The 24820-nt window shown below is 71.4% G+C and carries 27 protein-coding genes; 16 read left to right on the top strand and 11 right to left on the bottom strand.

The window, feature by feature from the left end; genetic code table 11:
• Together ilvN and ilvC are read left to right on the top strand one after the other, a co-directional pair.
• Positions 1-540, top strand: coding sequence for an acetolactate synthase small subunit (gene ilvN, locus E9934_RS04905; RefSeq protein WP_136561742.1), 540 nt, complete (start codon positions 1-3; stop codon positions 538-540).
• A 99-nt stretch (positions 541-639) separates the two neighbouring features.
• On the top strand, positions 640-1665 hold the full coding sequence (ilvC, locus tag E9934_RS04900) for a ketol-acid reductoisomerase (RefSeq protein ID WP_136561741.1): 1026 nt from the start codon (positions 640-642) through the stop codon (positions 1663-1665).
• 60 nt (positions 1666-1725) lie between these two features.
• Here ilvC and E9934_RS04895 read toward each other — a convergent pair whose 3' ends face one another.
• The 4 genes from E9934_RS04895 to E9934_RS04880 are packed head-to-tail and all read right to left on the bottom strand — an operon-like array spanning position 1726 to position 3441.
• Entirely contained in the window at positions 1726-2187 is a 462-nt protein-coding gene (locus E9934_RS04895) for a hypothetical protein (RefSeq protein ID WP_136561740.1), read from the bottom strand.
• Positions 2184-2588, bottom strand: a complete 405-nt coding sequence (locus E9934_RS04890) for a hypothetical protein (protein ID WP_136561739.1) — start codon at positions 2586-2588, stop codon at positions 2184-2186. The genes E9934_RS04895 and E9934_RS04890 overlap by 4 nt, the downstream gene beginning before the upstream one ends.
• 30 nt (positions 2589-2618) lie before the next feature.
• Entirely contained in the window at positions 2619-3101 is a 483-nt protein-coding gene (locus E9934_RS04885; RefSeq protein ID WP_136561738.1) for a hypothetical protein, read from the bottom strand.
• Between the two features lie 10 nt (positions 3102-3111).
• Positions 3112-3441 (bottom strand): hypothetical protein, encoded by a 330-nt coding sequence (locus E9934_RS04880; protein ID WP_136561737.1) that lies wholly within the window; start codon positions 3439-3441, stop codon positions 3112-3114.
• Positions 3442-3541: 100 nt separating this feature from the next.
• Between E9934_RS04880 and E9934_RS04875 the strand changes: the two genes are divergently transcribed.
• On the top strand, positions 3542-3805 hold the full coding sequence (locus tag E9934_RS04875; protein WP_136561736.1) for a type II toxin-antitoxin system VapC family toxin: 264 nt from the start codon (positions 3542-3544) through the stop codon (positions 3803-3805).
• 98 nt (positions 3806-3903) lie between these two features.
• Here the strand turns inward: E9934_RS04875 and E9934_RS04870 are convergent, their stop codons facing one another.
• Positions 3904-4299 (bottom strand): FxLYD domain-containing protein, encoded by a 396-nt coding sequence (locus E9934_RS04870; RefSeq protein WP_136561735.1) that lies wholly within the window; start codon positions 4297-4299, stop codon positions 3904-3906.
• A gap of 138 nt (positions 4300-4437) precedes the next feature.
• A complete protein-coding gene (locus tag E9934_RS04865) occupies positions 4438-4773 on the bottom strand; it encodes a DUF6907 domain-containing protein (protein ID WP_136561734.1) in 336 nt (111 codons plus the stop codon).
• 139 nt (positions 4774-4912) lie between these two features.
• Here E9934_RS04865 and E9934_RS04860 point away from each other — a divergent pair, with 139 nt between their 5' ends.
• On the top strand, positions 4913-5191 hold the full coding sequence (locus E9934_RS04860) for a helix-turn-helix domain-containing protein (RefSeq protein WP_136561733.1): 279 nt from the start codon (positions 4913-4915) through the stop codon (positions 5189-5191).
• A gap of 20 nt (positions 5192-5211) precedes the next feature.
• On the opposite strand, the gene E9934_RS04855 is transcribed toward E9934_RS04860, so the two are convergent.
• From E9934_RS04855 to E9934_RS04845, 3 genes are all read right to left on the bottom strand, one after another.
• Positions 5212-5646: an EamA family transporter gene (locus E9934_RS04855; protein WP_136561732.1), complete on the bottom strand. Its 435-nt coding sequence runs from the start codon at positions 5644-5646 to the stop codon at positions 5212-5214.
• Positions 5647-5743: 97 nt separating this feature from the next.
• Entirely contained in the window at positions 5744-6568 is an 825-nt protein-coding gene (locus tag E9934_RS04850) for an ABC-2 transporter permease (RefSeq protein ID WP_136561731.1), read from the bottom strand.
• The gene (locus E9934_RS04845) at positions 6565-7464 is read right to left on the bottom strand and encodes an ABC transporter ATP-binding protein (RefSeq protein ID WP_136561730.1); all 900 of its coding nucleotides are present in this window, start codon (positions 7462-7464) and stop codon (positions 6565-6567) included. Before E9934_RS04845 ends, E9934_RS04850 begins: the two co-directional genes overlap by 4 nt.
• Before the next feature lie 121 nt (positions 7465-7585).
• Here E9934_RS04845 and E9934_RS04840 point away from each other — a divergent pair, with 121 nt between their 5' ends.
• Entirely contained in the window at positions 7586-8239 is a 654-nt protein-coding gene (locus E9934_RS04840) for a DsbA family oxidoreductase (protein WP_136561729.1), read from the top strand.
• Positions 8240-8248: 9 nt separating this feature from the next.
• Here the strand turns inward: E9934_RS04840 and E9934_RS04835 are convergent, their stop codons facing one another.
• Positions 8249-8701 carry a MaoC family dehydratase gene (locus E9934_RS04835; RefSeq protein ID WP_136561951.1) on the bottom strand — a complete coding sequence of 151 codons (453 nt, stop codon included), beginning with the start codon at positions 8699-8701 and terminating at the stop codon, positions 8249-8251.
• A 221-nt stretch (positions 8702-8922) separates the two neighbouring features.
• Between E9934_RS04835 and serA the strand changes: the two genes are divergently transcribed.
• Positions 8923-10521 carry a phosphoglycerate dehydrogenase gene (gene serA, locus E9934_RS04830; protein ID WP_136561728.1) on the top strand — a complete coding sequence of 533 codons (1599 nt, stop codon included), beginning with the start codon at positions 8923-8925 and terminating at the stop codon, positions 10519-10521.
• A 414-nt stretch (positions 10522-10935) separates the two neighbouring features.
• On the opposite strand, the gene yczR is transcribed toward serA, so the two are convergent.
• Complete coding sequence (gene yczR, locus E9934_RS04825) at positions 10936-12399, bottom strand: MocR-like transcription factor YczR (RefSeq protein WP_136561727.1); 1464 nt, start codon at positions 12397-12399, stop codon at positions 10936-10938.
• 61 nt (positions 12400-12460) lie between these two features.
• Here yczR and yczE point away from each other — a divergent pair, with 61 nt between their 5' ends.
• From yczE to E9934_RS19525, 10 genes are all read left to right on the top strand, one after another.
• Positions 12461-13141, top strand: coding sequence for a membrane protein YczE (gene yczE, locus E9934_RS04820; RefSeq protein ID WP_136561726.1), 681 nt, complete (start codon positions 12461-12463; stop codon positions 13139-13141).
• Between the two features lie 53 nt (positions 13142-13194).
• The gene (locus tag E9934_RS04815; protein ID WP_136561725.1) at positions 13195-14403 is read left to right on the top strand and encodes a toxic anion resistance protein; all 1209 of its coding nucleotides are present in this window, start codon (positions 13195-13197) and stop codon (positions 14401-14403) included.
• Between the two features lie 27 nt (positions 14404-14430).
• Positions 14431-14922, top strand: a complete 492-nt coding sequence (locus E9934_RS04810; RefSeq protein ID WP_238694770.1) for a hypothetical protein — start codon at positions 14431-14433, stop codon at positions 14920-14922.
• The gene (locus E9934_RS04805; protein ID WP_238694769.1) at positions 14919-16598 is read left to right on the top strand and encodes an AAA family ATPase; all 1680 of its coding nucleotides are present in this window, start codon (positions 14919-14921) and stop codon (positions 16596-16598) included. Before E9934_RS04810 ends, E9934_RS04805 begins: the two co-directional genes overlap by 4 nt.
• Positions 16595-17866 (top strand): hypothetical protein, encoded by a 1272-nt coding sequence (locus tag E9934_RS04800; RefSeq protein WP_136561723.1) that lies wholly within the window; start codon positions 16595-16597, stop codon positions 17864-17866. Before E9934_RS04805 ends, E9934_RS04800 begins: the two co-directional genes overlap by 4 nt.
• Before the next feature lie 80 nt (positions 17867-17946).
• On the top strand, positions 17947-18879 hold the full coding sequence (locus E9934_RS04795; RefSeq protein WP_136561722.1) for a glutamate ABC transporter substrate-binding protein: 933 nt from the start codon (positions 17947-17949) through the stop codon (positions 18877-18879).
• Between the two features lie 8 nt (positions 18880-18887).
• Positions 18888-20009: a hypothetical protein gene (locus E9934_RS04790; RefSeq protein ID WP_136561721.1), complete on the top strand. Its 1122-nt coding sequence runs from the start codon at positions 18888-18890 to the stop codon at positions 20007-20009.
• The gene (locus E9934_RS04785; RefSeq protein ID WP_136561720.1) at positions 20006-22411 is read left to right on the top strand and encodes a serine/threonine-protein kinase; all 2406 of its coding nucleotides are present in this window, start codon (positions 20006-20008) and stop codon (positions 22409-22411) included. Before E9934_RS04790 ends, E9934_RS04785 begins: the two co-directional genes overlap by 4 nt.
• Positions 22408-23583 (top strand): PP2C family protein-serine/threonine phosphatase, encoded by a 1176-nt coding sequence (locus E9934_RS04780; RefSeq protein WP_238694768.1) that lies wholly within the window; start codon positions 22408-22410, stop codon positions 23581-23583. Before E9934_RS04785 ends, E9934_RS04780 begins: the two co-directional genes overlap by 4 nt.
• A partial coding sequence (locus E9934_RS19525; RefSeq protein WP_158294929.1) for a vWA domain-containing protein occupies positions 23576-24820 on the top strand: 1245 nt, incomplete at its 3' end. The genes E9934_RS04780 and E9934_RS19525, both read left to right, overlap by 8 nt.

Genomic DNA, 24820 nt, shown 5'->3' with positions numbered 1-24820 from the left:
ATGGCCCAGCACACCCTGTCCGTCCTCGTCGAGGACAAGCCCGGCGTCCTGGCCCGGATCTCCGCGCTGTTCAGCCGTCGCGGCTTCAACATCGAGTCCCTCGCAGTCGGCCCGACGGAGAACGACGAGATCTCGAGGATGACCATCGTGGTCAACGTCGAGTCCTCGCCCCTGGAGCAGGTGACCAAGCAGCTCAACAAGCTGGTCGAGGTCATCAAGATCGTCGAGCTCGACCCGGCCGCCTCCGTCACCCGCGAGCTGGTGCTGGTCAAGGTCGGGGCGACCAACGAGAACCGCAGCGAGGTCCTCGACGTCGTCCAGCTCTTCAAGGCCAAGGTCATCGACGTGGCTCCCGACGCCGTGACCGTCCAGGTCGTCGGCAACTCGGCCAAGATCGCCGACTTCCTCAAGGTCCTGGAGCCCTTCGGCATCCGCGAGCTCGTCCAGTCCGGCATGGTGGCCATCAGCCGCGGCTCCCGGTCGATCTCCGAGCGCGGCAAGCCAGTCGCCGTCCCCGTGCCCCGCGCCGCCCACGCCTGACCCGTTCCTGCAGCACCGGTCGTCGAGGAGCTTGCACAGCTTGCCTCACGAGACGCCCGCAGCATCCGCACCAACCCCAACCCAGCAAGGAGAGCCCCAGTGGCTGAGATGTTCTACGACGACGACGCCGACCTGTCCCTGATCCAGGGCAAGCACGTCGCCGTCATCGGTTACGGCAGCCAGGGCCACGCCCACGCGCTGAACCTGCGCGACTCCGGCGTCGACGTCCGCGTCGGCCTGCGCCCGGGCTCCAAGAGCATCGCGAAGGCGGAGGAGGAGGGCCTCAAGGTCCTGCCCGTCGCCGAGGCGGTCGAGGAGGCCGACGTCATCGTCATCCTCGCGCCCGACCAGTTCCAGCGCACGATCTACGCCGAGGAGATCGCCCCCCACCTCGCCGCGGGCGACACCCTCGTCTTCGGCCACGGCTTCAACATCCGCTTCGGCTACATCAAGGCCCCGGAGGGTGTCGACGTCATCATGGTGGCGCCGAAGGCCCCCGGCCACACGGTGCGCCGCGAGTACGTCGCCGGCCGCGACATCCCGGACATCATCGCCGTCGAGCAGGACGCCTCGGGCAAGGCCTGGGACCTCGCGAAGTCCTACGCCAAGGGCATCGGCGGCACCCGCGCCGGCGTCATCAAGACCACCTTCACCGAGGAGACCGAGACCGACCTGTTCGGTGAGCAGGCCGTCCTCTGCGGTGGTGTGTCCCAGCTGATCCAGTACGGCTACGAGACGCTGACCGAGGCCGGCTACCAGGGCGAGATCGCCTACTTCGAGGTGCTCCACGAGCTCAAGCTGATCGTCGACCTCATGTGGGAGGGCGGCATCGCCAAGCAGCGCTGGTCGGTCTCCGACACCGCTGAGTACGGCGACTACGTCTCCGGCCCGCGCGTCATCGACCCGTCGGTCAAGGCCAACATGCAGGCCGTCCTCGCCGACATCCAGTCCGGCGCCTTCGCCGAGCGCTTCATCGCCGACCAGGACAACGGCGGCAAGGAGTTCCTCGAGCTGCGTGCCAAGGGCGCCGCCCACCCGATCGAGGCCGTCGGCAAGACCCTGCGCGGCCACTTCTCGTGGAAGCAGCAAGACGACGACTACACCGAGGGTTCCGCCGCGCGCTGACCTTCTGCACCGACGCAACTCCGCCCCGGCCTCCGCGAGGAGCCGGGGCGGAGCTCGTTGTCAGGAGTTGACGCTCACGACCTTCCACCGTCCGTCGAGCTCGACGAGGTAGACCCCGTGGCTGTCGTCGTGGATGTCGCCGCGCTGGCAGCTCAAGGTGACCTTGGCGGAGGGAACGCCGTCGTCCTCGTCGGACTCCGTCTCGACGACCGTGCAGTCGTCGTTGTGCGCGTAGGTGATGATGTTGCCGCCGACCGAGCCGGGCCCGCTGTACTGGCTGTCGTCGCAGCTGTCGAAGTCGACGCGGTCGGACTCCGCCTCCGTGGCGAGGAAGCGCTCGAGCTCCTCGCAGCTCGACGACTCGGCGAACGCGATCGCGACCTCCTCGACGGTCTCGGGCTGCCCCGGTCCCGGTCCGGAGTCCGCGCCGGGCTCGTCGCCACCGCCGCAGGCCGACAGGGAGAGCAGGAGCGCCGTGAGGACGGCGGGCGCTCCGGTGCGTGCCATCGATGCCGCGCTCACCGCTCACGCCTCCGCACCGAGTCGACGGCGCCCTTGCCGGCCGCGCCCAACGCGATCAGGACGGGGAGCAGGTGGCCGAGGATGATCAGCCCGAGGACGACGGCGCCGAGTGTCGGATGGATCAGCGAGGCGCCGATGATCAGCGCGATGTAGAGGGCGATCATGAACCAGAAGCCGAGGAAGTCCATGATCGCCCCGAAGATGCCGCCGATGACGAAGAGGATGCCTTCGCCGGCGAAGGCGAGGACCTTGCGGGTCGTGCTCTCCTCGCGAGGCGGCGTGTCCGGTGCCGCCGGTCCGGCAGCCGGGGGAGCGGGTGGGTGCACTGGTGCGGGCGGAGGCGTGCTCGCGCGGCCCGGGTGGACGTAGCTCGGTCGCGGTGCGGACTGCGGTTCGTTCATGGTGATGACCTCGTTTTCGGTGGGAGCTGCTCAGGGGGTCTCGCCGCAGGTGTCGACGACGTAGTCGCCGAGGCGCTGCCACGAGCCCTGGGTGGTGAGCCCCTGGACGAGGCTGCCGAGCAGCGCTCCCCAGGGGTTGTCGACGGCGTCGCCCGAGCTGTCGATGGACTTCTGGAGCGAGTCGCGGATGCTCGCGACATCGGGCTGGATCTCGTCGGGAGCGGTTGCCTCGAGCTTGTCGAAGATGATGACGACGTCGCCCAGCGCCTCGCCGAGAGAGCTGACCGACACGAGGAAGGCCGCCAGCGGATCGTCCGCGCTGAGCTGGTCGACGGTGTCGCTGCGCGCGCCGTACTTGGCGAGGTAGGCGTCCTTCTCCTGCCAGTAGGTCGCACAGAAACTGTCGGCGGTGCGAGCCGGCGGCGTTGCGCCCGCGGTGGCGTCGGTGTCGCAGCCGGCCGCGAGGACGGTCAGCAGCAGCAGCGGCGCGGCGCAGCGTGGTCGCCTGGTCACGAGCGTCCCCTCAGCTGCCGTCGGCCAGGACGAGGCAGTAGATCGCGTCGTCGGGCTCGTCGGTGAACTCGACGGGGAAGAATCCCTGCGGGCTGGAGCAGCTCCCGTCGGTGCCGTCGATGACCTCGTAGACCTCATAGACGGCCTCGTCGCCAGTGAGCACGCCGGCGTTGTTGCTGCAGTCGGCCTCCTCGAGCTCGGCGTCGACGAGGCCGGGGTCGAGCGTGACGCAGTCGCCCTCGGCGAAGCGGGGCTCGCTGCTGCAGGCGGTGAGGGCCAGGGTCGAGGTGCCGATCACGGTCGCGACGGCGAAGGCCTTGCGGAAGCGGTGCTGGTGCATGGTTACCCCCATGTGTCCCGGCCGGACGGGAGCTGTCCGGCGCTGTGATCGCCGAGGCTAGGGACGGTCATGCGGAGACGTCGATGGGTCGGACTCCCCAATGGGGAGGGCTCCCCAAGGGGAGCGCGAATGCCGAACGCCCAGCCTCCTGCGCAGGATCGACGCCGAAATCGTCCCCTTCGACGCTCGGCACGCCGCCGAGGCGAGCCGCGCCTGGGAGCGCTACGGCCGCGGCAGTGGGCACCCGGCAGGTCTCAACTTCGGAGACTGCATGGTCTATGCCGTCGCCTCACTCGCTGACGAGCCCTTGCTGTTCAAGGGTGACGACTTCGCCAGGACCGACCTCGGCTCCGCGCTGGCGTGAACGCGCGAACCAGCGATTGCGACGGCGGCCTGGCACCGTGAAATGCCGAGCGCCCTCGGACCGTGTGGTCCGAGGGCGCTCGCGGTCGCGCGACGCGATCAGAACGCGTTCTTGATCTCGTAGTCCTTGAACTGGGCGAACTCGTCGGTGCTGATGCACTCGATCTGAGCCTGCTGACCTGGCTCGACCTCGTCGCCGATGCAGTCATAGGTCGCGACCAGATCGCCGGCCTTGTCGGTGAGGCGAATCTCGAACCACGGCGTGTCGTTGTCGTCGCTGACGTTCTTGACCTTGATCTTGGTGGTCGCGAACGTGCCGAGCGAGTCCTTCTTGAAGACCGGGTCGGTGACGATGTCCCAGTTGCCGACCTCGCCTGCGGCTGACTCGCCGGCGTCCTTCTTGCCGGTGCTCTCCTCGCCGTCCTCGCCCGTGCAGGCGAGGAAGACGAGGGCGGGCAGCCCGAAGAGAATCGCCTTCGACAGCTTCCTGTTCATGTGTGTGCTCCTGTGGTGCAACGTTGACTCACCTGTCCGGACGGGAGGGCTGGTCCGCTGTGGTCCATCGCTAGGCGGGCCAAGCCTGCCATACGAGGATGATCATCTGAGAGTGGTCTGAGAAAACTGTCCGAAGGGTCAGATCTGCGGATGGCCCAGCTGGATCAGCAGGGCGCGCGTCAGTGATTGAGCAGACTCCGCCGTCAGGGCCATCCGCGGTTGGGGGTGCTCCGCGCTCTCGATCGAGAGCCACTCGCGTGCATCGCCGACGTGGCGACCGCGGCGGACGACGATCTCGCAGGCGTGCAGCGTCGAGGTGAGGGGCACGGCGTCCCCGGTGCCGGCGATCGCGTCGATCGTGGACGGCGTGCTCTGGTGGAAGCGGTCCTCGGGATGGTCGCCCTCGTGGTGTTGGCGGGCGCACCAGGATGGACACGGCTCGGTCAGCCAGGTCGGGCTGTCATCGGTCGTCATTGCCTGCCCCTGTCGTTGGTCCGAGTGACGATAGGGAATGCCCCGGACAGTTCGGCCGTCGCGACGGCGCCTGTCCACAGGCGGCGAATCCCATACAAGTATGGTCGTCAGCGGATGACCATCTGAGAATGATGGGCGCGTGGCGAAGCGGGCGGACCGGAGCTGGGCGGCCTACGCGGCCGAGCTGGGGCACAACCTGCACCGGGCCCGCGCCGCTCGAGGCCTCAGCCAGGAGCGGGTGGCCCATCTGGCGGGCATGGCCGGCTTCACGTACCAGAAGTACGAGAAGGGCGAGTCACGTCCGGGAACGCCGATCAACCTGCAGCTGCGGTCGCTCGTCTCGCTGAGCCAGGTGCTCCAGGTGCCTGTGGCCGACCTGCTGCCCGACTTCGAGCCCGACCTCAACCGCGAAGGCTGAGCGCCGGTCGTCGTACGAGCTCAGCCGCTGACGACGAGCAGGATCGCGCCCGCGCCGACCAGGGCCACGCCGGACCACTGCAGCAGGGAGAGGCGCTCGCCGAGGAGGGTGACCCCGAAGACGGCGACGAGCACGACACTGAGCTTGTCGACGGGTGCGACCAAAGAGGCGTCGCCGACCTTGAGCGCCCGGAAGTAGCAGATCCACGAGGCACCGGTGGCGAGGCCCGAGAGCACGAGGAAGAGCCACGTCCGGCCACTCACCTCGCCCGGGGAGTGGAACTTGCCCAGGGCCAGCAGGATCAGGCCCAGGCTGATCAGGATCACGATGGTCCGCACGAAGGTCGCGACGTCCGAGTCGATCTCCTTGACGCCGACCTTGGCGAAGATCGCCGTGAGCGCGGCGAAGAGGGCGGACAGCAGAGCCCAGAACCACCAGGCGGATCCGAGCTCCATGGTGCCTCCTGCTCCGGGGACGAGACGTCGTCGGGCCCGGGAGCAGTCCACTCCCGGGCCCGACGACGTTAGCGCGTCCGCGGCAGGTGCCGCTCGGTCACTTCACCTCGGACCTCATGAGCATCGCAAGTCCGACGGTGAGGGGGATGGCCAGCCACACGAGGCTGGTGACACCCAGCTGGGCCCACGCCTCGCCGGTCATCTCGGAGTCGAACAGCGGGAAGGTGGCGGTGTTGAGGTCGAACCAGGCGGCGTTGTCGGCCCACCACTGCTGCGTGCTGGCGAGGGCGCCGGAGACGCCCGGCAGGACGAAGGAGAACACGAAGTACCCCACGATCCCGCCCGCCGAGCTGCGCAGCAGCACGCCGAGGGTGAAGCCGATGAGCATCGTGATCTCGTTGGCGAGGACGATCTGTGCGAACTCCTGCGGGTTGATGTTCCAGACCGGGTCGACGCCGGCGATGGCCGTGCCGACAAGGTTGCCGACCGCGCCGACGCCGAGGGCGAGCACCATGCCGGCAATGCCGATCGCGAGCGTCACGACGGCCTTCGCGGTGATCACGCGTCGCCGGTCGGGCACGAAGGTGAAGGTGGTCAGCCCCGATCGCTGGCTCCACTCGCTCGTGACCGCTAGGACCGCGAGCATCGGCAGTACGACGTTCATCGGGATCCCGATCGCCGTCGCGAAGGACTCGAACGTCAGGTCCTCGCGCGCGGCGAAGATGATCGTCGCGCCGGTGGCCACGACCGACAGGATGCCGATGCTGGCCATCAGCCAGAAGCCGGAGCGCGTGTCGAACATCTTGCGCAGCTCGACGGCCAGGATCCGCGACGTCGGGATCGCTGCCGGCTCGGGACGTGCCCGACGCCCGACGGTCGCGGGGGCTGGGGGAGCGGGCGGGGTGGTGGTGTCGATGCTCATGCTGCGACTCCTTCGCGCTGGGTCTGGGCGGTGAGCTCGAGGAAGATCTCCTCGAGACCGGCGCCGTCGGCGGCGCGGAGCTCGGTCACGGCGACGCCGGCGCCGAACGCCACTCGACCGACCGTGGCCAGGTCGGCCTCGGCGCGCACTGCGTCGGAGCCGGAGGCGTGGATGGTGAGACCGGCGGCGCTCAGCGCAGCGCGCAGTGCGGCCGGGTCCTCGGCACGGACCAGGGTGCCGGCCGTGGCGAGCAGCTCGTCCTTCGTGCCCTGGGCGACGATCGTGCCGTTGCCGATCACGACCAGGTCGTCGGCGATGACCTCGATCTCGTGCAGCAGGTGCGACGAGAGCAGGACCGTGCCGCCGTCGTCGGCGAAGCGGCGCAGCAGGTCACGCATCCAGCGGATGCCGGCCGGGTCGAGCCCGTTGGCCGGCTCGTCGAGGATCAGGACCTCCGGAGCGCCGACGAGCGCGGTGGCGATGCCGAGGCGCTGCCGCATGCCGAGGGAGTAGTTGCGCACGCGGCGCCCCGCCTCCTCGTCGGTGAGGCTCACCATGTCGAGCAGCTCGTCCACCCGGGTCCGGGGTACGCCGACGATGCGTGTCGCGAGCGTCAGGATCTCCCGTCCGGTGCGACCGGCGTGCTGCGCCGAGGCGTCGAGCAGCACCCCGACCTCGCGACCGGGATTGGGAAGGTCGGCGAAGCGACGGCCGAGGACGGTCGCGGTGCCGGAGGTGGGGTCGGTCAGTCCGACCATGGCACGCATGGTGGTGGACTTGCCCGCGCCGTTGGGGCCGAGGAAGCCGGTGACCCGCCCGGACCGGGCCGTGAAGGTGACGTGGTCGACGGCGGTGTAGCCGCCGTACCTCTTGGTCAGTGCGTCGATCGTGATCATGACCGGAAGCCTGTCGGCTGACGCCCGGTCTGCGCTTCGGGCAGACCCCCGGAGCCACCCCTGAGCCGACCCTGAGGCCAGTCGGGGGAAGCAATCAGGGATCCGCTGCGTTGGGTCGGGCGTGCGTATCGAGATCTGGGCCGACGTCGTGTGTCCGTGGTGCTACATCGGCAAGCGCCGGTTCGAGACGGCGCTCGCCGGTTTCGCGCACCGTGACGACGTCGAGGTCGTCTATCGCTCCTTCGAGCTCGACCCGTTCGCGCCGGAGGTCGGCAGCGAGTCGACTGTCACGGTGCTGGGCCGCAAGTTCGGCAAGGACGAGGCCGCGACACGGGAGATGATGGCCGGCGTCGACGAGCTCGCGGCGGCCGAGGGCCTGGAGTTCGGCTACGCCGACGCGCTCCATGCCCGCACGCTCAATGCCCACCGGCTCCTGCACCTGGCCCGGTCGGTCGGCCGCCAGAAGGAGCTGATGGAGCAAGTCCTGGCGGCGTACTTCTCCCGCGGCGAGTCGCTCGGCGATCCTGACGTGCTGCGTCGAGCGGCCGCAGCGGCGGGACTCGACGCCGCGCGCGTCGAAGAGGTCCTGGGCAGCACCGAATACCGCGACGAGGTCATGGCCGACATCGCCCAGGCGCAGGCCTACGGAGCCAGCGGCGTGCCGTTCTTCGTCGTCGACGGTCGCTTCGGGATCTCGGGAGCGCAGCCGACCGAGCTGTTCGGTCAGGCGCTGGAGCAGGCCTGGTCCAGCCGCGAGTCCAGCCGCGAGGTCTGACCTACCGGATCAGGCCAGCAGCAGGACGACGGTCTCGGCGACGCAGGCCGGCTTCTCCTCGCCCTCGATCTCGATCGTGTGCTTGACCGTCAGCTGCTTGCCCTTGGGGATGTCGACGACCTCGCCCATCGCCACGTGCAGGCGGATCCGCTTGCCCACGAGGACCGGGTTGGTGAAGCGGACCTTGTTGACGCCGTAGTTGAGCTTGGCTCCCGGGGTCTGCAAGGTGAAGATCTGGCTGCCCAGCCACGGCACCAGTGACAGCGTGAGATAGCCGTGCGCGATCGTGCCACCGAACGGGCCGTTCTTGGCGCGCTCGAGGTCGACGTGGATCCACTGGTGGTCACCGGTCGCATCGGCGAACTGGTTGACCCGACGCTGGTCGATCGTGACCCAGTCGCTCGTACCGAGCTCGGTTCCTGCCGCCTCGGCAACCTCGTCGAACGTGGTGAACACCCGCATCGCCATGACTCCTTCGTCCCATGATTCCGATGCCCCGACCCTAGGGCATGGCCGGGCGGCCCGTGGCACGTGTTCGGGCTGCTCGACGGCACCGTCCCGCATCCCGTTCACACGTTGGAAACACGCCGGTTCGCCGGGTAGTGTTGCCGGCGGCACAGTGTCGTGCACGCGAGTCTCTCGATTCCACTTCCACCCGCACGAAACTCCCCTAGGACACCGCTGTGACTGCCCAGACCGCACGTCCCGTCGTTCTCATCGCCGAAGAGCTCAGCCCGGCCACGGTCGAGGCCCTCGGCCCGGACTTCGAGATCCGCCACTGCAACGGCGCCGACCGCGCCGAGCTGATCCCCGCGATCGCCGACGTCGACGCGATCCTCGTCCGCTCCGCCACGAAGGTCGACGCCGAGGCCCTCGCCGCGGCCCAGCAGCTCAAGGTCGTCGCCCGTGCCGGCGTCGGGCTCGACAACGTCGACGTCAAGGCCGCCACCCAGTCCGGTGTCATGGTCGTCAACGCGCCCACCTCCAACATCGTCTCCGCCGCCGCGCTCGCCGTCGCGCTGATGCTCGCCGCGGCCCGCCACGTGTCGCCGGCCCACGCCGCACTGCGCAACGGCGAGTGGAAGCGCTCGAAGTACACCGGCATCGAGCTGTTCGAGAAGACCGTCGGCATCGTCGGCCTCGGCCGCATCGGCGTCCTCGTCGCCCAGCGCCTCGCGGCGTTCGGCATGGACGTCATCGCCTACGACCCCTACGTGCAGCCGGGCCGCGCCGCCCAGATGGGTGTGCGTCTCGTCGACCTCGACACCCTGATGGCCGAGGCCGACTTCATGTCGGTCCACCTGCCCAAGACCCCCGAGACCGTCGGCCTCATCGGCGCCGACCAGCTCGCGAAGGCGAAGCCGTCGCTCGTCCTGGTCAACGCCGCTCGCGGCGGCATCGTCGACGAGGCCGCGCTCCACGACGCCCTCAAGACCGGCCGCATCGCCGCCGCCGGCCTGGACGTCTTCGCCAAGGAGCCCTGCACCGACAGCCCGCTCTTCGAGCTCGAGAACGTCGTCGCGACCCCGCACCTCGGCGCCTCCACCGACGAGGCCCAGGAGAAGGCCGGCATCGCCGTCGCCAAGTCCGTGCGCCTCGCGCTCTCCGGTGAGCTCGTCCCCGACGCCGTCAACGTCCAGGGCGGCGTCATCGCCGAGGACGTCCGTCCCGGCATCCCGCTGACCGAGAAGCTCGGCCAGATCTTCACCGGCGTCGCCGGCGAGGTCGCCCAGAGTCTCGACGTCGAGGTCCGCGGCGAGATCGCCGAGCAGGACGTCAAGGTGCTCGAACTCGCCGCGCTCAAGGGCGTGTTCGCCCATGTCGTCGAGGAGCAGGTGTCCTTTGTCAACGCCCCGCTCCTCGCGGCCGAGCGCGGCGTCGCCGTCCGCCTCGTCACCGACAGCGAGAGCCCCGACCACCGCAACCTGATCACCCTGCGCGGCACCCTCGCCGACGGCACCCAGGTCTCCGTCAGCGGCACCCTGGTCGGCATCCACCAGCGCGAGCGCATCGTCGAGGTCAACGGCTTCGACATCGACATCGAGCCCACCGACCACATCGCGTTCTTCACCTACGTCGACCGCCCGGGCATGGTCGGCACCGTCGGCCAGATCCTCGGCCAGGCGCAGGTCAACATCGCCGGCATGCAGGTCTCCCGCGAGACCAAGGGCGGCGAGGCCCTCGTCGCGCTCTCCGTCGACTCCGCCATCCCGTCGGAGACGCTCAGCGAGATCTCGGCCGCGATCGAGGCCACCTCGATCCGCGCCGTCGACCTGGCATAGCGCCCAACTGCGCGATCGCGTCGCCCTGTCGGGGCCGGCCGCCCGGGCGCTCGCTGCGCTCGGCCCGCGGACCGGCCCCGACGCGGCTTCGCCGCTGGGGCGCCGCGCTGCCGCGCCGCGGTTGTCGTGCGTAGGTCCGGCCTTGGTCTGGCGGCAAGCCGACTCTGCAGGGTGAGGGCGCGGGGCGGCGGCTGCGGTGCCGGACGACGGGGCGGCGCCGCCTGCGGTGCCGTACGACGGGGCGGCGCCTGCGGTGCCGGACGGGGCGACCCCCGCCGGCGCATCGGGGTGCCCTCGGCGGGAAGCAACGGTCAGCCGCGCACCACGGTGGCCGAGGGCGGGGGCCCCGCGCTGCGCCGCCGGGGGTCGTCCCGGGAGGCGCCGCAGGCGCCGACCCCACCCATCCCGGCCACGTCAGGCGACCAGGACCGGGTCGCTGCCGGAGACCGGTGCGCGCGACCCGGCCCGGCCGGAGCTGACGACCGCCCACGCGGCGGCGATCCGGTCGACGGCGGTCACCAGCTGGTCGGCGGCGATCGCGTAGGGGAGGCGGACATAGCGGTCGAGGCCGCCGGCGGGGGCGAAGGACGGGCCCGGGGCGAGCAGGACGCCGTGCCGCTCCGCCTCCAGCGACAGCGCGGTCGCGCCCGCTCCTGACGCGGTGGTGGGCAGGTGGCACCACAGCGCCATGCCTCCCGCGGGCATCCGGAAGCGCCAGTCGGGCAGCCGGGCAGCGAGGGCGCCGACGAGGGCGTCGCGCTGCTCGCGCAGCCGGTCGCGTTGGAGGGCGAGGACCGCGTCGGCGTCCCCGGTGAGCAGGCGGGTCAGCACGACCTGCTCCAGGACCGGAGCCCCCAGGTCGAGGCCGACGCGGGCCCGGGTGAGCTGGTCGACGAGTGGGCGCGGCGCGCGGATCCAGCCCAGGCGCATCCCACCCCACACGCTCTTGCTGGCGCTGCCGACGCACACCGCGTCGGGGGCGTACGACGCAAACGGCCGGCCGGCGACGTGCGGCGGATCGAGCGACAGGGCGTGGTGGGCCTCGTCGACGACCGCGACGGATCCATACCGCTCGAGCAGGCCCGCATAGGCCGCCCGATCGTCGTCGGCCATGACCAGACCGGTCGGGTTGTGGAAGTCGGGCATCACGTGCACCAGGCGCGGCCGGTGCCGGGCGACGGTCGCGCCGACGGCGTCGAGGTCCCAGCCGGTCGGGTCGAGGGTGATGGTCACGAGTCGTCCGCCACCGGCGCGCAGCGCCTGGACGGCGTTGGGATAGGTCGGCGACTCCATCAGCACCTTGTCGCGGGTGCCGGCCAGGGCGCTGCCGATCACGGCGCTGGCGGCAAGTGCCCCGGCCGTGACGATGATCTGGTCGGGACCGGTCGCCAGCCCGCGCGCGTCGTACGTCGCCGCGATCGCCTCCTGCAGGGCGGGCATGCCGGCGGGGAAGTAGCCGTGGCCGCCCAGGTGGGCGGGGAGCTCGGCCGCGGCCTCGGCGTAGAGGGCGGCCATCCCGGGCGGCGCGGTGGCGGCGGCGCAGACGAGGTCGATCACACCCCGGCCGACGTCACTGGGCCACAGCGCGCGATCGAGCGCACGGGTCCGGCCGCCGGGGAGGCGCGTGTAGGTGCCGGAGCCCTGGCGTGCCTCCGCGAAGGCGGAGTCGCGCAGGACGGCGTAGGCGCGGGTCACGGTGGTGCGGGAGACACCGAGGGCGTCGGTGAGATCGCGCTCGCTGGGCAGGCGGGTGCCGTAGCCGATCCGGCCGTCGCCGATCAGCTCCCGCACGGCCTCCGCCAGTCCGGCGTAGGCCGGGGAACGGTCGAAGGTGCCGACGAGCTCGGCGAGACGTGCGGCGGAAATGGACTGCTCCATGCAGGCCAGTGAATCACGATTGGCTATTTGGCAACAGTCCAATCGAGGCGATCCTTGATGCATGAGCACCGCCGTCCGCCCGCCCGCCGCCGCGACCGTCCTGGCCGACCTCGGCCCCGTGGCGCAGGTGCGCGCCGGGCGGCTGACCCGACGACTGGCGCAGCTGTTCGTGGGTCTCTGGCTCTATGGCGTCAGCCTCGCGCTCATGGTCCGGGGCGACCTGGGCCTGGCGCCCTGGGACGTCCTGCACTCCGGCCTGATCCGCCACGTCCCGCTCACCCTGGGCCAGGCGGTCGTGGTGATGAGCTTCGTCGTCCTCCTGCTGTGGATCCCGCTGCGCGAGACCCCCGGCATCGGCACGATCGCCAACGCGCTCGTGGTCGGTCTCTCCGCGGACGTCACCCTCGCGCTGCTGGAGCAACCCGACGCCCTCGCTATCCGGGCGGCGCTGATGGTGGGGGGTGTGCTGCTCTGTGGGTTCGCCACGGCGCTCTACATCGGAGCACAGCTCGGCCGCGGGCCTCGCGACGGCCTGATGACGGGCCTGCACCGGCGTACCGGCCTGTCCCTGCGAGTGGTGCGCACCGGCCTCGAGGTCGCGGTCGTGCTGATCGGCCTGGCGTTGGGCGGTGTCCTGGGGCTGGGCACGGTCATCTACGCGCTCGCCATCGGCCCGCTGGCGCAGCTGATGCTGCCCTGGTTCCTCGTCCCCCTCCCCGGGACGACCCCGGCCCGTCCCTGAATTCCCCGCACGACCCTGCGTGAAGGCGGGCTCGGCTGGATAGGCTCGGGTCCATGACCACTGCCCCTGAGCCCTCCCCGCTCGCTCCGCCCGAGCCCGTCATCCAGCTGACGGCACCGGAGGCTCCGGCTCCGGTCGCCGAGACCCAGGCCCCCAAGATGGCCCCCCAGGTCGATGCGGCGATGGTGCCCGAGCTCGACGCCAAGGTCGACAACTTCCTGACGTCGCTCACCTCGACCAAGGCGGGCAGCCCCGAGTTCGCCGCCCAGGCCGAGAACGTCCGGACCATGGGAGACGCCGACATCCGCAAGGCGGCTGAGACGTCCAACCGGATGCTCGACAAGCCGGTGACGGCGCTGCGTGAGGGCGGCCTCGCGGAGGGTTCGGGTGTCGGCAAGACGCTGCTGGACCTGCGCCGCACGGTCGAGGACCTGGACCCCGGCCAGTCGGCCGGCAAGAAGTGGTGGAGCAAGCTGCCCTTCACGGACAAGCTCGAAGACTACTTCCGCAAGTACCAGTCCTCGCAGAGCCACCTCAACTCGATCCTGCACGCGCTGCGCAGCGGCCAGGACGAGCTGACCCGCGACAACGTGGCGCTCAACCTGGAGAAGACGAACCTCTGGGCCGTGATGGGCCGCCTCAACCAATACATCTACGTCGCCGAGAAGCTCGACGCGAAGCTGGCGGCCCAGATCGCCCAGCTGGAGCTCAGCGATCCCGAGACGGCCAAGACGCTGTCGCAGGACGTGCTGTTCTATGTCCGGCAGAAGCACCAGGACCTGCTCACGCAGCTGGCCGTCTCGATCCAGGCCTACCTGGCGATCGACATCATCATCAAGAACAACATCGAGCTGATCAAGGGTGTCGATCGTGCGACCACGACGACCATCTCCGCGCTGCGGACCGCGGTCATCGTGGCCCAGGCGCTGAGCAACCAGAAGCTCGTGCTCGACCAGATCACCGCGCTCAACACCACGACGTCCAACATGATCCAGCGGACCTCGGAGATGCTGAAGGACAACTCGGCGGCCATCCAGGAGCAGGCGGCGTCCTCGACCATCGGCATCGAGCAGCTGCAGGCGGCCTTCGCCAACATCTACGCCACGATGGACTCGATCGACGAGTTCAAGCTCAAGGCGCTCGACAACATGTCGACGACCATCGGCGTGCTGGAGAACGAGGTCCAGAAGTCCAAGGACTATCTCGACCGGGTCCAGCAGCACGACGCGCGCAACGCCGCGGGCACGCTCGACATCGGCTGAGATCCTCCGGTGGGGTTGAAATCGTGGTTGCGCGGGCGACGAGCTGACGACGAGCCGGTCGTCAGCGCCCCCGGCGTACCGACCGAGCAGGACATCCTCGCGGCCCTCAACCGGGTCAACGCGATGCTGACCGAGGGCAATGCCCCGCCGGTGGTGATCTCGCGGGTGGTGCGGATCGCGCGCACCGTCCACCAGACACTGCCGCGGCTCAAGCAGATGGGGCTGGGCAGCCTCGAGGCCTATTCGGTGGTCGCGACGGCGACCGACTACCTGCCCGAGGCGGTCACCGGCTACCTCCGGCTGCCGCGGGACTGGGCCGACACCCGACCCATCGACGGGCAGAAGACGGCCCTGATGATCCTCATCGAGCAGCTCGAGCTCCTGGGAGCGACCATGGACCAGATCTTCGACGCCGCCAACCGGGCCGATGCCCAGGAGCTGGTCGCCCACGGCCGCTTCCTCGACGCGAAGTTCGGGCACAGCTCGACCGGCGGCGACCTCGGACTGGGGGCCCCGTGAGCACGCTGCGTGAGGCCCTCGACGCCCTCGCCGCGGTCGCCCGGGACGCCGGTCTCGACGAGGCGACCGCGCGAGCCGAGGGGGAGGCGGTGGCCGCGACGGTGTCCGCGCGATCCCGTGGCGCGTTCGTGGTGTGGTCCGAGCAGACCGGACGTGCCGTGTCGGCCGAGGAGCACCAGCTCGCGGCCAAGCGCGGCAACCGTTTCCGGGCCGGGCCGACGCCGCTGATGGCGCAGCTGCTGCTCGCCAAGTCGCCCGCGTCGGCCGACTACGCCGGCGCCCTGGCCGACGTCGCGCTGGCCGGCTCCCGCCTCGGCGAGCCCGGTCCCGACGCGGTCGGTGCCGCCACCACCGTCACCACCGCCCAGCTCGGCGGCGGCAGCGCGGGGTTGGTCCCGCCCACCGGCGGCCCGGGCGCCTTCGACCTCCCGGATCGACAGCCCGCGCCCGGTCTCGGCGACGAGATGCTCGACCAGGTCCGCCGGGTCGGTGAGCAGGTACGACGCCAGCTCGGCGCGCTGAACGACGCGGCGCCGCCGCTGCCGGCCGACGCGGACCAGACCCCGGGTTTCGAGGCTCGGTCGCGGGGCGACCTCGCACCTCAACCGCCGACCGGAGCGGCCACCGACGCTGGCGCGCGGACCCAGTCCGCCGAGCCGGCGACACCGCCGGTCGAGGAGGCGGAGCCGGAGGAGCCGACCAAGTCGGTCGAGGAGCTGCTCGCCGAGCTCGACGCGCTCATCGGCCTGGCCAACGTCAAGGGCGAGATCCACCGCCAGGCGGCGGTCCTGCGGGTCGAGGGGCTGCGCAAGAAGGCAGGTCTGGAGAGCCCCACCATCACCCGCCACCTGGTCTTCAACGGCAATCCCGGCACGGGCAAGACCACGGTCGCGCGCCTTGTGGCCGGCATCTACCGCGCCCTGGGCCTGCTGTCGAAGGGTCAGCTCGTCGAGGTCGACCGGTCCGAGCTCGTCGCCGGCTACCTCGGCCAGACCGCCGCCAAGACCGCCGAGGTCGTGGCGTCGGCGGAGGGCGGCGTCCTGTTCATCGACGAGGCCTACGCGCTCTCCGGCGACCAGTACGGCAAGGAGGCCATCGACACCCTCGTCAAGGAGATGGAGGACAAGCGCGACGACCTCGTCGTCATCGTCGCCGGCTACCCGCTGCCGATGGCGGTGTTCATCTCCGAGAACCCGGGCCTGGAGAGCCGCTTCCGCACGACCATCGACTTCCAGAACTACACCGACGACGAGCTCGCCGGGATCTTCGCCTCGATGATCAAGGGCGCCGACTACGACGCTGGCGAGGAGGTGCTCGCGCGGTTGCGGACGATCCTCGCTGAGGCGCCGCGCGGGCCGTCCTTCGGCAACGCCCGCTTCGTGCGCAACCTGATGGAGGCGGCGATCGGCCACCACGCCTGGCGCCTGCGCGAGATCGCGGAGCCCACGCTGGAGCAGCTGCGGACCCTCGAGCCGGACGACCTGGTCGTCGACCCCAACGAGGTGCCGGACCCCGATCCACTCGAGGCCACCGAGCTCGCGCCTCCCGCAGACGCCGCGCCCGCCGAGACCGTCGAGCCGTTCGAGCCGGTCGCACCGGTCGCACCGGTCGAGCCGGTCGCGCCGGTTGAGGCAGCACAGGACAGCGCCGACGAGGAGAGCGGGGAGCAGCCGTGACGCAGGCAGCGCCGACACCGGCCCCCGCGCCACCCGTCGTCCAGCCGGCGACGACGCCGGCCGCCGCACGACAGCCGGCTCCGTCGTACGTCGACACCCCGGCGCTGCTCAACCGCTGGCAGCTCATCGGCATGAGCGTCGCGATCGTGTTCGCGGTCCTCAGCGCGCTGGTCCAGCTCGTCGGCTGGCAGAGCGACGGCCGGGCCGCCGACGACACCGAGCAGCTGCTGCGGGTGCAGGAGATCCAGTCGACACTGCTGCGCGCCGACGCCCTCGCAACCAACGCCTTCCTCGTCGGCGGCCTCGAGGACACCGACGACCGCGCCGAGTACGACGCCGCGATCGACTCCGTCCTGCGTCAGATCGCCGCGGCGGCCGACGCCCAGCCGGCCGACCAGGACGTGCTCGCGGACCTCAACGTCGCGATCAACGACTACGACAGCGCGGTGGCCCGGGCCCGCGACTTCAACCGACTCGGCTATCCGGTGGGCGCGGAATACCTCACCGGCGCCAGCACCGCCCTACGCGCCGACGCGATCCCGATCCTCGAGGCGCTCGTCGCGGCCAACACCGACCGGGCCGAAGGAGCGATGAACGGCCAGCACCCGTTCTGGCTGCTGGCCATCGGTCTCCTCGCCCTCGCTGGCCTGCTCTGGCTCAACCAGCAGCTGGCCCAGCACTTCCGGCGCCGGATCAACAAGGGCATCGCGATCGCCGCCGCGATCGTCGTCGGCGTCACCGTGGTCGCCGTGATCGGCGCCTGGGCGCGCGACTCCTCCAACGACGGGCTCCGCGACGGCAGCCTCGCCGTCGCCGTCTCCCAGGCCACCGCCCGCACGGCCGCCAACGACGCCAAGGCCAACGAGAGCCTGCGGCTGATCAAGCGCGGCTCCGGCGCGGACTACGAGACCGCCTGGTCAGAAGCCGCGGCCGTCGCGGAGGATGCGCTGCGCCGTGACACGGGCGACGCCTGGGACGCCTACGCCGACGCACACGCCGACATCGTCGAGCTCGACGACGGCGGCGACTGGGAGCAGGCCCGCGACCTGGCCACGACCGACGACGCGGACGGCTCGACCGACGACCTCGACGCCTTCGACGGCCAGTCGCAGGCGATCGTCGACACCGAGAGCGCGAAGGTCACCGACGACCTGCGCAGCGGACGCTGGCTCGCCCTGACCGTCAGCGTGCTCACGCTGCTGCTCGGCATCGTCGCCGCCGTCGCGGTCGCCCGAGGAGTCGGCGAACGACGGAGGGAATTCGCATGACCACCCCACGACGTTCTTCGCCTTCCCCCGCTTCGCTCCTCCGGCGAACAACGCCGCGGGGACCCCGGATGAGGATCCCGATGATCGCCACGCGACGGTGGATCGCCCCGCTGGCCGCCCTCCTCGTCCTCACCTCCTGTGGCTACGACGCCACGAGGGTGCCGGAGCCGGACGCCGCACCGACGCAGCCGGGTGCGGCCGGCGAGCCGGTCGAGTGCGACAACCCGCTGGCGTCGTACTCCCCGAGCGGGGACGCGGAGGCCGCACGAGCACAGCTGATCAACGAGGGCCGGCTGGTCGTCGGGGTCTCGGCCGACACCTTCCAGATGGGCTGGTCGAACCCGATCGAGAACGGTGTGATCAAGGGCTTCGACATCGATGTTGCGCGTGACATCGCCGAGGCCCTCGGCGTGCGGCTGCAGCTGCGTGTCATCTCGGCCGCCGATCGGGTCTCGCTGCTGCAGGCCGGCGAGATCGACCTCGTCGCCCGCAACATGACCGTCAACTGCGACCGGTGGTCGAAGATCGGCTTCTCGGCGGTCTACTACAACGCCACCCAGAAGGTGCTGGTCCGCGCCGACGACGCCGAGGCGTTCGAGCGGGAGGGCGTCACCTCGCTCGCCGGCAAGAAGGTGTGCGCGCCGAGGGGATCGACGAGCATCGACAACATCACCGAGATCCAGCCGGACGCCGAGGCGGTGGCGGCGACGAATCACACCGGGTGCCTGGTCAAGTTCCAGCAGGGCGAGGTGGACGCCATCACCGGCGACGACACCGTCCTGGCCGGACTCGCTGCCCAGGACCCCTACGCCGTCGTCCCCGAGCAGGACAAGCTCACCGACGAGCCCTATGGCATCGGGGTCAACGCTGACGACATCGCGCTCATCCGGTTCGTCAACAGCGTCCTCGCCGACCGCGTCAGCACGGGGGAGTGGAAGCGGTCCTACGACACCTGGCTGAAGCCCTACCTCGGCGTCGACGTGAAGGCGCCGACCCCGGACCACAGCCGGTGACGTCGACCGTGCCGATCACGACCACCACCGCTCCCGTCGCCCCGGGCCAGCTGGGCGATGCGCTCGACCCAGCGGTCATCCAGACCTACCTGGGCGCGCTCGACACCTGGGTGCGCGTACGCCGCAGCGAGCTCGCCGAGCTCGACGAGGCGGCCCTCGCCGTCGGCCGGGGCGGTGAGCTGGCCGGCGACATGTCGCTCGCGCTGGCCCTGTGGAAGGCGATCTCCGACCGTTACCAGCTGGTCTTCGCCACCTGGGACGGCGGGCGCGTCCTGCGCCAGGAGCGCGAGCGCATCTCGACCCTCATCTGGGGCCGCCTCGACGGGGCCGCCGAGCTGCCGGGCGGCCTGGCCGTGTCGTTGCCCGAGGCCGGTCGCCTGTGCGACGCCCTGACCGGGCAGCTGCGCTCGCGGTTGGCGTTGGTGCCCGGGGCGGACGCCGCTTCGGCGCGGGTGCGCGACCTGCGCGCCCAGCTGGAGCGGATCCGCGACCAGGTCGCGCTGGAGCCGGCGCTCACCCGCGACGCGGCCGTCGACCGCCTCGCCGGGCTGATGGCCCGCCTGCAGGACCTCGCCGCCCGCGCCGAGCGAGGCGCCGACGTCGGCGGGATGGTCGGGCCCCTGGAGGCGGAGGCCACCACGTTCGAGCGGGACCTCATCGTCGGCAACGCCCGACGCCGCGACGCCCGCGACCAGATCATCTCGGCCCGCGAGCTGCGCGCGGACCTCGAGGCTCGCGCGTCCGCACTGGCGAAGCTGGCCGCGACCTGCGTCGCCACCGTCGATCCCGCGCCGCGCTACGCCGTGCCCGACCTCGACGCCCTCGGGCCGGTGCCGGTGACGGGCGAGGAGATCGGGCCCTACCTGCAGCGGCTCGACCGGGTCTCGCAGGCCCTCGAGCTGGCCCAGCACGCCTACGCCGACGCGCTCGCCGAGCACGCCCAGCTGGTCGACCTGCTCGACGCCTACGCCGCCAAGGCGACCGCATCCGGCGTCGCGGACCGCCCGGACGTGGTCCACGCCCAGCAGGCCGCACGCGACCTGCTCGAGCGACGGCCGTGCCCGCTCGAGATCGCGCGGCAGCTCGTGGCGACCTACCAGACCTGGATCGGCAAGGAGATCGCCTCATGAACGCAGGGACCTGCACCCAGCCGGGGTGCTCGGGCACGATCCTCGACGGCTACTGCGACGTCTGCGGCATGCCCGGCGCCGGCGGTACGACGGCCGTGCCCGCAGCCGCCGCGTCCGCTCCACCCGCCGCACCGGCCGCACCGGCCGCACCCCCGTCTGCAGCCGTCGGCAACGGCGCCGCCTGCGGCCAGCCGGGCTGCACGGGCGCGCTCCTCGACGGCTACTGCGACGTCTGCGGCTCGCCCGCGGTGCCGGGCGCCCGCGTGGCAGAGGCCACCGCGCTGGTGGAGGCGCAGCCTTTGTCCGGGCAGGACTCGACCGCCGCGACCGCCGGCAGCCGGGTGCAGTCGGCGGCCATCGGATCGAAGCGCGCCGGCGCCTCGGGGAGCGCGGTCACCCGACGCACCCGCACCGGGTCGCAGCGGATGCGGTCGGCCCGGCTGGGCGCCGGCCTGACCGTCGTACCTCCCGAGCCGCCGGTGGACGCCGCCAAGGCGATCATGGCCGACCCCCAGGTCCCGGAGTCCAAGCGCAGCTGCTCCAAGTGCGGCAATCCGGTGGGACGCAGCATCGACGGGCAGCCCGGTCGTTCGGAGGGCTTCTGCCCGAACTGCGGCCAGTCCTTCTCGTTCACCCCCAAGCTTCGGCCCGGGGACCTGGTCGCGGGCCAGTACGAGGTGGCCGGAGCCCTCGCGCACGGCGGGCTCGGCTGGATCTACCTCGCCCGCGACCGCAACGTCTCCAACCGGTGGGTCGTCCTCAAGGGCCTGCTCAACTCGGGGGACCCCGACGCGCTGGCGGCGGCGATCGCCGAGCAGCAGTTCCTCGCCCAGGTCGAGCACCCGCTGATCGTCGAGATCTACAACTTCGTGACGCACGAGGGTGCGGGCTACATCGTCATGGAGTACGTCGGCGGGAAGTCCCTCAAGCAGATCCTCAAGCAGCGGATGACCGCCAAGGGCGGCGCCTACGACCCGCTGCCGGTTGACCAGGCGCTGGCCTACATCCTGGAGCTGCTGCCGGCCTTCCAGTACCTCCACGACCTCGGCCTCGTCTACTGCGACTTCAAGCCGGACAACATGATCCAGGTCGGCGACGCGATGAAGCTGATCGACCTCGGCGGTGTTCGTCGCCTCGACGACGACGAGTCGGCGATCTATGGCACGGTCGGATACCAGGCGCCCGAGGTGGCCGAGGTCGGTCCGTCGGTGGCGTCCGACATCTACACGATCGGCCGCACCCTGGTGGTGCTGACGATGGAGTTCCGCGGTTATCAGGGGACCTACCTCCACATGCTGCCACCGGTGGAGGGCACGCCGCTCTTCCAGAGCCACGACTCCCTCTACCAACTCGTCGCCAAGTGCTGTGCGCCCGACCCCGCCGACCGGTTCGCGTCGGTCGACGAGCTGCGCACCCAGGTGCTCGGCGTGCTGCGTGAGGTGGTCGCGCGCGACCGCCAGGGCACGGCGGTCACCTCCGCGTCGTCGGTGCTCTTCGAGTCGCCGGCGACCGCACGGCCGATCACCGAGTGGAGCCAGCTGCCGCGGCTGCGCGAGGACAGCACCGACCCCCAGGCGAGCTGGCTGTCGACGATCAGCGCCGAGGACCCGCGCCAGCGGCTGACGGACCTGCAGCAGGCGCCCGAGGACACCGCCGAGGTGTGGCTTGCCCGGGCGCGTGCCGGGCTCGACCTCGGCGACCCGGTCGTGGCGCGAGCCCACGCGCAGTCCCTCCTCGCCGACGACCCGTGGGAGTGGCGGGCGCTGTGGGTCGAGGGCCTGGCGGCCGTCCAGGCGAAGGACTGGGCGACGGCCATGGCGTCGTTCAACGCTGTCTACCAGCAGGTGCCCGGCGAGCTCGCGCCCAAGCTGGCGCTGGCCTTTGCGTGCGAGGAGGGCGGACTGCCCGAGGTCGCCGAGGGGCTCTACCAGACGTGTGCCGCCACGGATGCGGCGTACGTCGCCCCGGCGGCCTTCGGCGTCGCGCGGGTGCGCGCGCAGCGCGGTGACGCGCCGGGTGCCGTGACCGCGCTGGACCTGGTGCCGGCGACCAGCCGCGGCTACACCGAGAGCCGTCAGCTGCGCGCCGAGATGCTGCTGTCCGGGCGTTCGCAGGACATCGCCGTCCTCGACCAGGCGATGCGCACCATCGAGGCATCGAGCGTGGCACCGCAGGTGCGCCAGCAGTTCGTCGTGCGGATCCTCAGCGAGGCGCTGCCGGTTGTCACCACTGCGAAGCTGCCCGACGGCGCCCGGATCGGCTCGGTGGCCGCGACCGAGGTCGGCGTCCGGGACGGGCTCGAGAACGCGCTGCGTTCCCTGGCCCGCGACGCGATCGATCTCCAGGAGCGCGTCGAGCTGGTCAACCGGGCCAACGGTGTGCGCAACTGGAGCCTGACGTGAGCGAGGTCGGCACGCCGGTCTGCCCGTCCTGCGGCGCCGGGCTCGGCGTGGGCGCGCGCTTCTGCGAAGGCTGTGGTGCGCAGGTCGACGGCGCTCCGCAGGTCGGCGGCGCTGCGGCCGTCTCGACCGAGCCTGCCGCGAGCTCCGGGCACCCGCTCGACAACGCCCCGATCAGCGCACCGACGCGCAAGCCCTCCGCGGCACTGCCCGATCCGCCGGCGGCGGGACGGCGCCCGTGCAGCGACTGCGGGGGAGAGGTCGGCCCCGACCTCTACTGCCTCGAGTGCGGGACCAAGGCGCCCAGCGAGCGCGACCACTTCCGCGAGCAGCCGGCCACCTGGGTGGCCGGGGTCTGTGACCGCGCGGTCCGCAAGACCCGCAACGAGGACGCGATGGCGCTGCTCGCTGGCGCCGAGGCCGGATCGCGGGCGGTGCTGGTCGTCCTCGACGGGGTCTCCAACTCGATCGACTCCGACGTGGCGTCCCTCGCCGGTGCGCGGGCCGCCCGCGAGGTGCTGCGGATGCCGTTGCCGGCGGGCATGGGTACGCCGCAGAGCCGGGACGCAGCGGTCGCCAAGGTCATGGCCAGAGCTGCGGAGGCGGCCAACACCGCGATCGTCGCGGTCACCGACCCCGCGTCCCCCAACCCGGCGTCCGCGACGTTCGTCGCCGTCGTCCTGGAGGGGCGGCGCGCGACCTGGGCAGGTCTCGGCGACTCCCGGGCCTACTGGCTGCCCGACGACGGACCTGCCGCCCAGCTCACCGTCGACGACTCGGTGGCCCAGGCCCAGATCGCGGCCGGGGTCGCCCGCGAGGTCGCCGAGACCGGGGCGCAGGCCCACGCCATCACGAAGTGGCTGGGCCGCGACGCCGAGGACATCGTGCCGATGGTCGGGGCGATGGACCTGCCCGAGGACGGCTGGCTGCTCGCCTGCTCCGACGGACTGTGGAACTACGCCTCCGAGCCCGACGCCCTGCGTGAGCAGGTCCGTGCCGCCGGCACCACCGACCCCGCCGCGCTGGCGCTCGCCCTCGTCGCGTTCGCCAATGCCGCCGGCGGACACGACAACATCACCGTCGCACTGGCCCGGGTGGACCAGCCCGCGGTCGGGCAGAATGACCAGACCCTGGCACCACCACCGATCCCAGGAGGAGAGCCGACCGATGGCTGATTTCAGCGCCGCCGTCTACCAGAACGAGTTCCTGCCCGACGGCGGGACGGACGTCAACGCGATCGTCACGATCACCTGCTCCGGCGCGGGCACCGCCGGGCAGTCCGGCTCGGGCTCGGCCGGCGAGATCATCATCGTCGACACCTCCGGCTCCATGAACCCGCCCACGATGGCAGCGGCCAAGGAAGCAGCCCAGGCCGCGCTCTCGGAGATCGTCGACGGCACCTACTTCGGCGTCATCGCGGGCGCCGACCGGGCCATGCTGGCCTACCCGCAGGTCTCCAGCGGGCCCGGCCTGGTGCGGATGGACTCCCGGACGCGGGCGGAGGCATCCGCCGCGATCGCCCGCTTCGTCGGCAGCGGCGGGACGGCGATCAGCACCTGGCTCGACCTCGCCGGTCAGCTGTTCTCCTCCGTCGCGGAGGTCACCCAGCGGCACGTGCTGCTGCTCACCGACGGGGAGAACAGGGAGCGGCCCGGCAAGCTCGACGACGCGATCAACCGCGCCACCGGCTACTTCCAGGCCGACTGCCGCGGCGCCGGCACCGACTGGCAGGTCGCGGAGATCCGCCGGATCGCGCAGGCCCTGCTCGGCACGGTCGACATCATCCCGAGCCCGGCGCAGATGAAGGCCCAGTTCGAGGAGATCATGCGGGCCTCGATGGCCCGCGGCGTCGCGGACGCCTCGCTGCGGGTCTGGACGCCGCAGGGCGCGCAGGTCCTGTTCGTCCGCCAGGTCTCGCCCACCGTCGAGGACCTCACCAACCGGCGGACGCCGGTCAACCCGCTGACCGGCGACTACCCGACGGGCGCGTGGGCCGACGAGTCCCGCGACTACCACGTCGCCGTGCGCGTGCCCGCCAAGGCCATCGGGCAGGAGCAGCTCGCCGCCCGGGTCCAGCTCGCCCTCGGTGACGACGTCGTCACGCAGGCGCTGGTCAAGGCGACCTGGTCGAGCAACTCCGAGCTCACCACCCGCATCGACCAGCAGGTCGCCCACTACACCGGGCAGACCGAGCTCGCCCAGGCCATCCAGGACGGCCTGGCCGCGAAGGCCGCGGGCGACGAGGCGACCGCCACCACCAAGCTGGGCCGCGCGGTCCAGCTCGCCGCGGCGACCGGCAACGACGAGGCCACCAGCAAGCTGCGCAAGGTCGTCGAGATCGACAGCGAGGCCGACGGCACCGTGCGGCTCAAGCGCACGGTCGACAAGGCCGACGAGATGGCGCTCGACACC

This window comes from Nocardioides caeni (genome assembly GCF_004912195.1).
Classification (GTDB): domain Bacteria; phylum Actinomycetota; class Actinomycetes; order Propionibacteriales; family Nocardioidaceae; genus Nocardioides; species Nocardioides caeni.
This window is presented reverse-complemented; position numbering and strand designations above follow the sequence as displayed.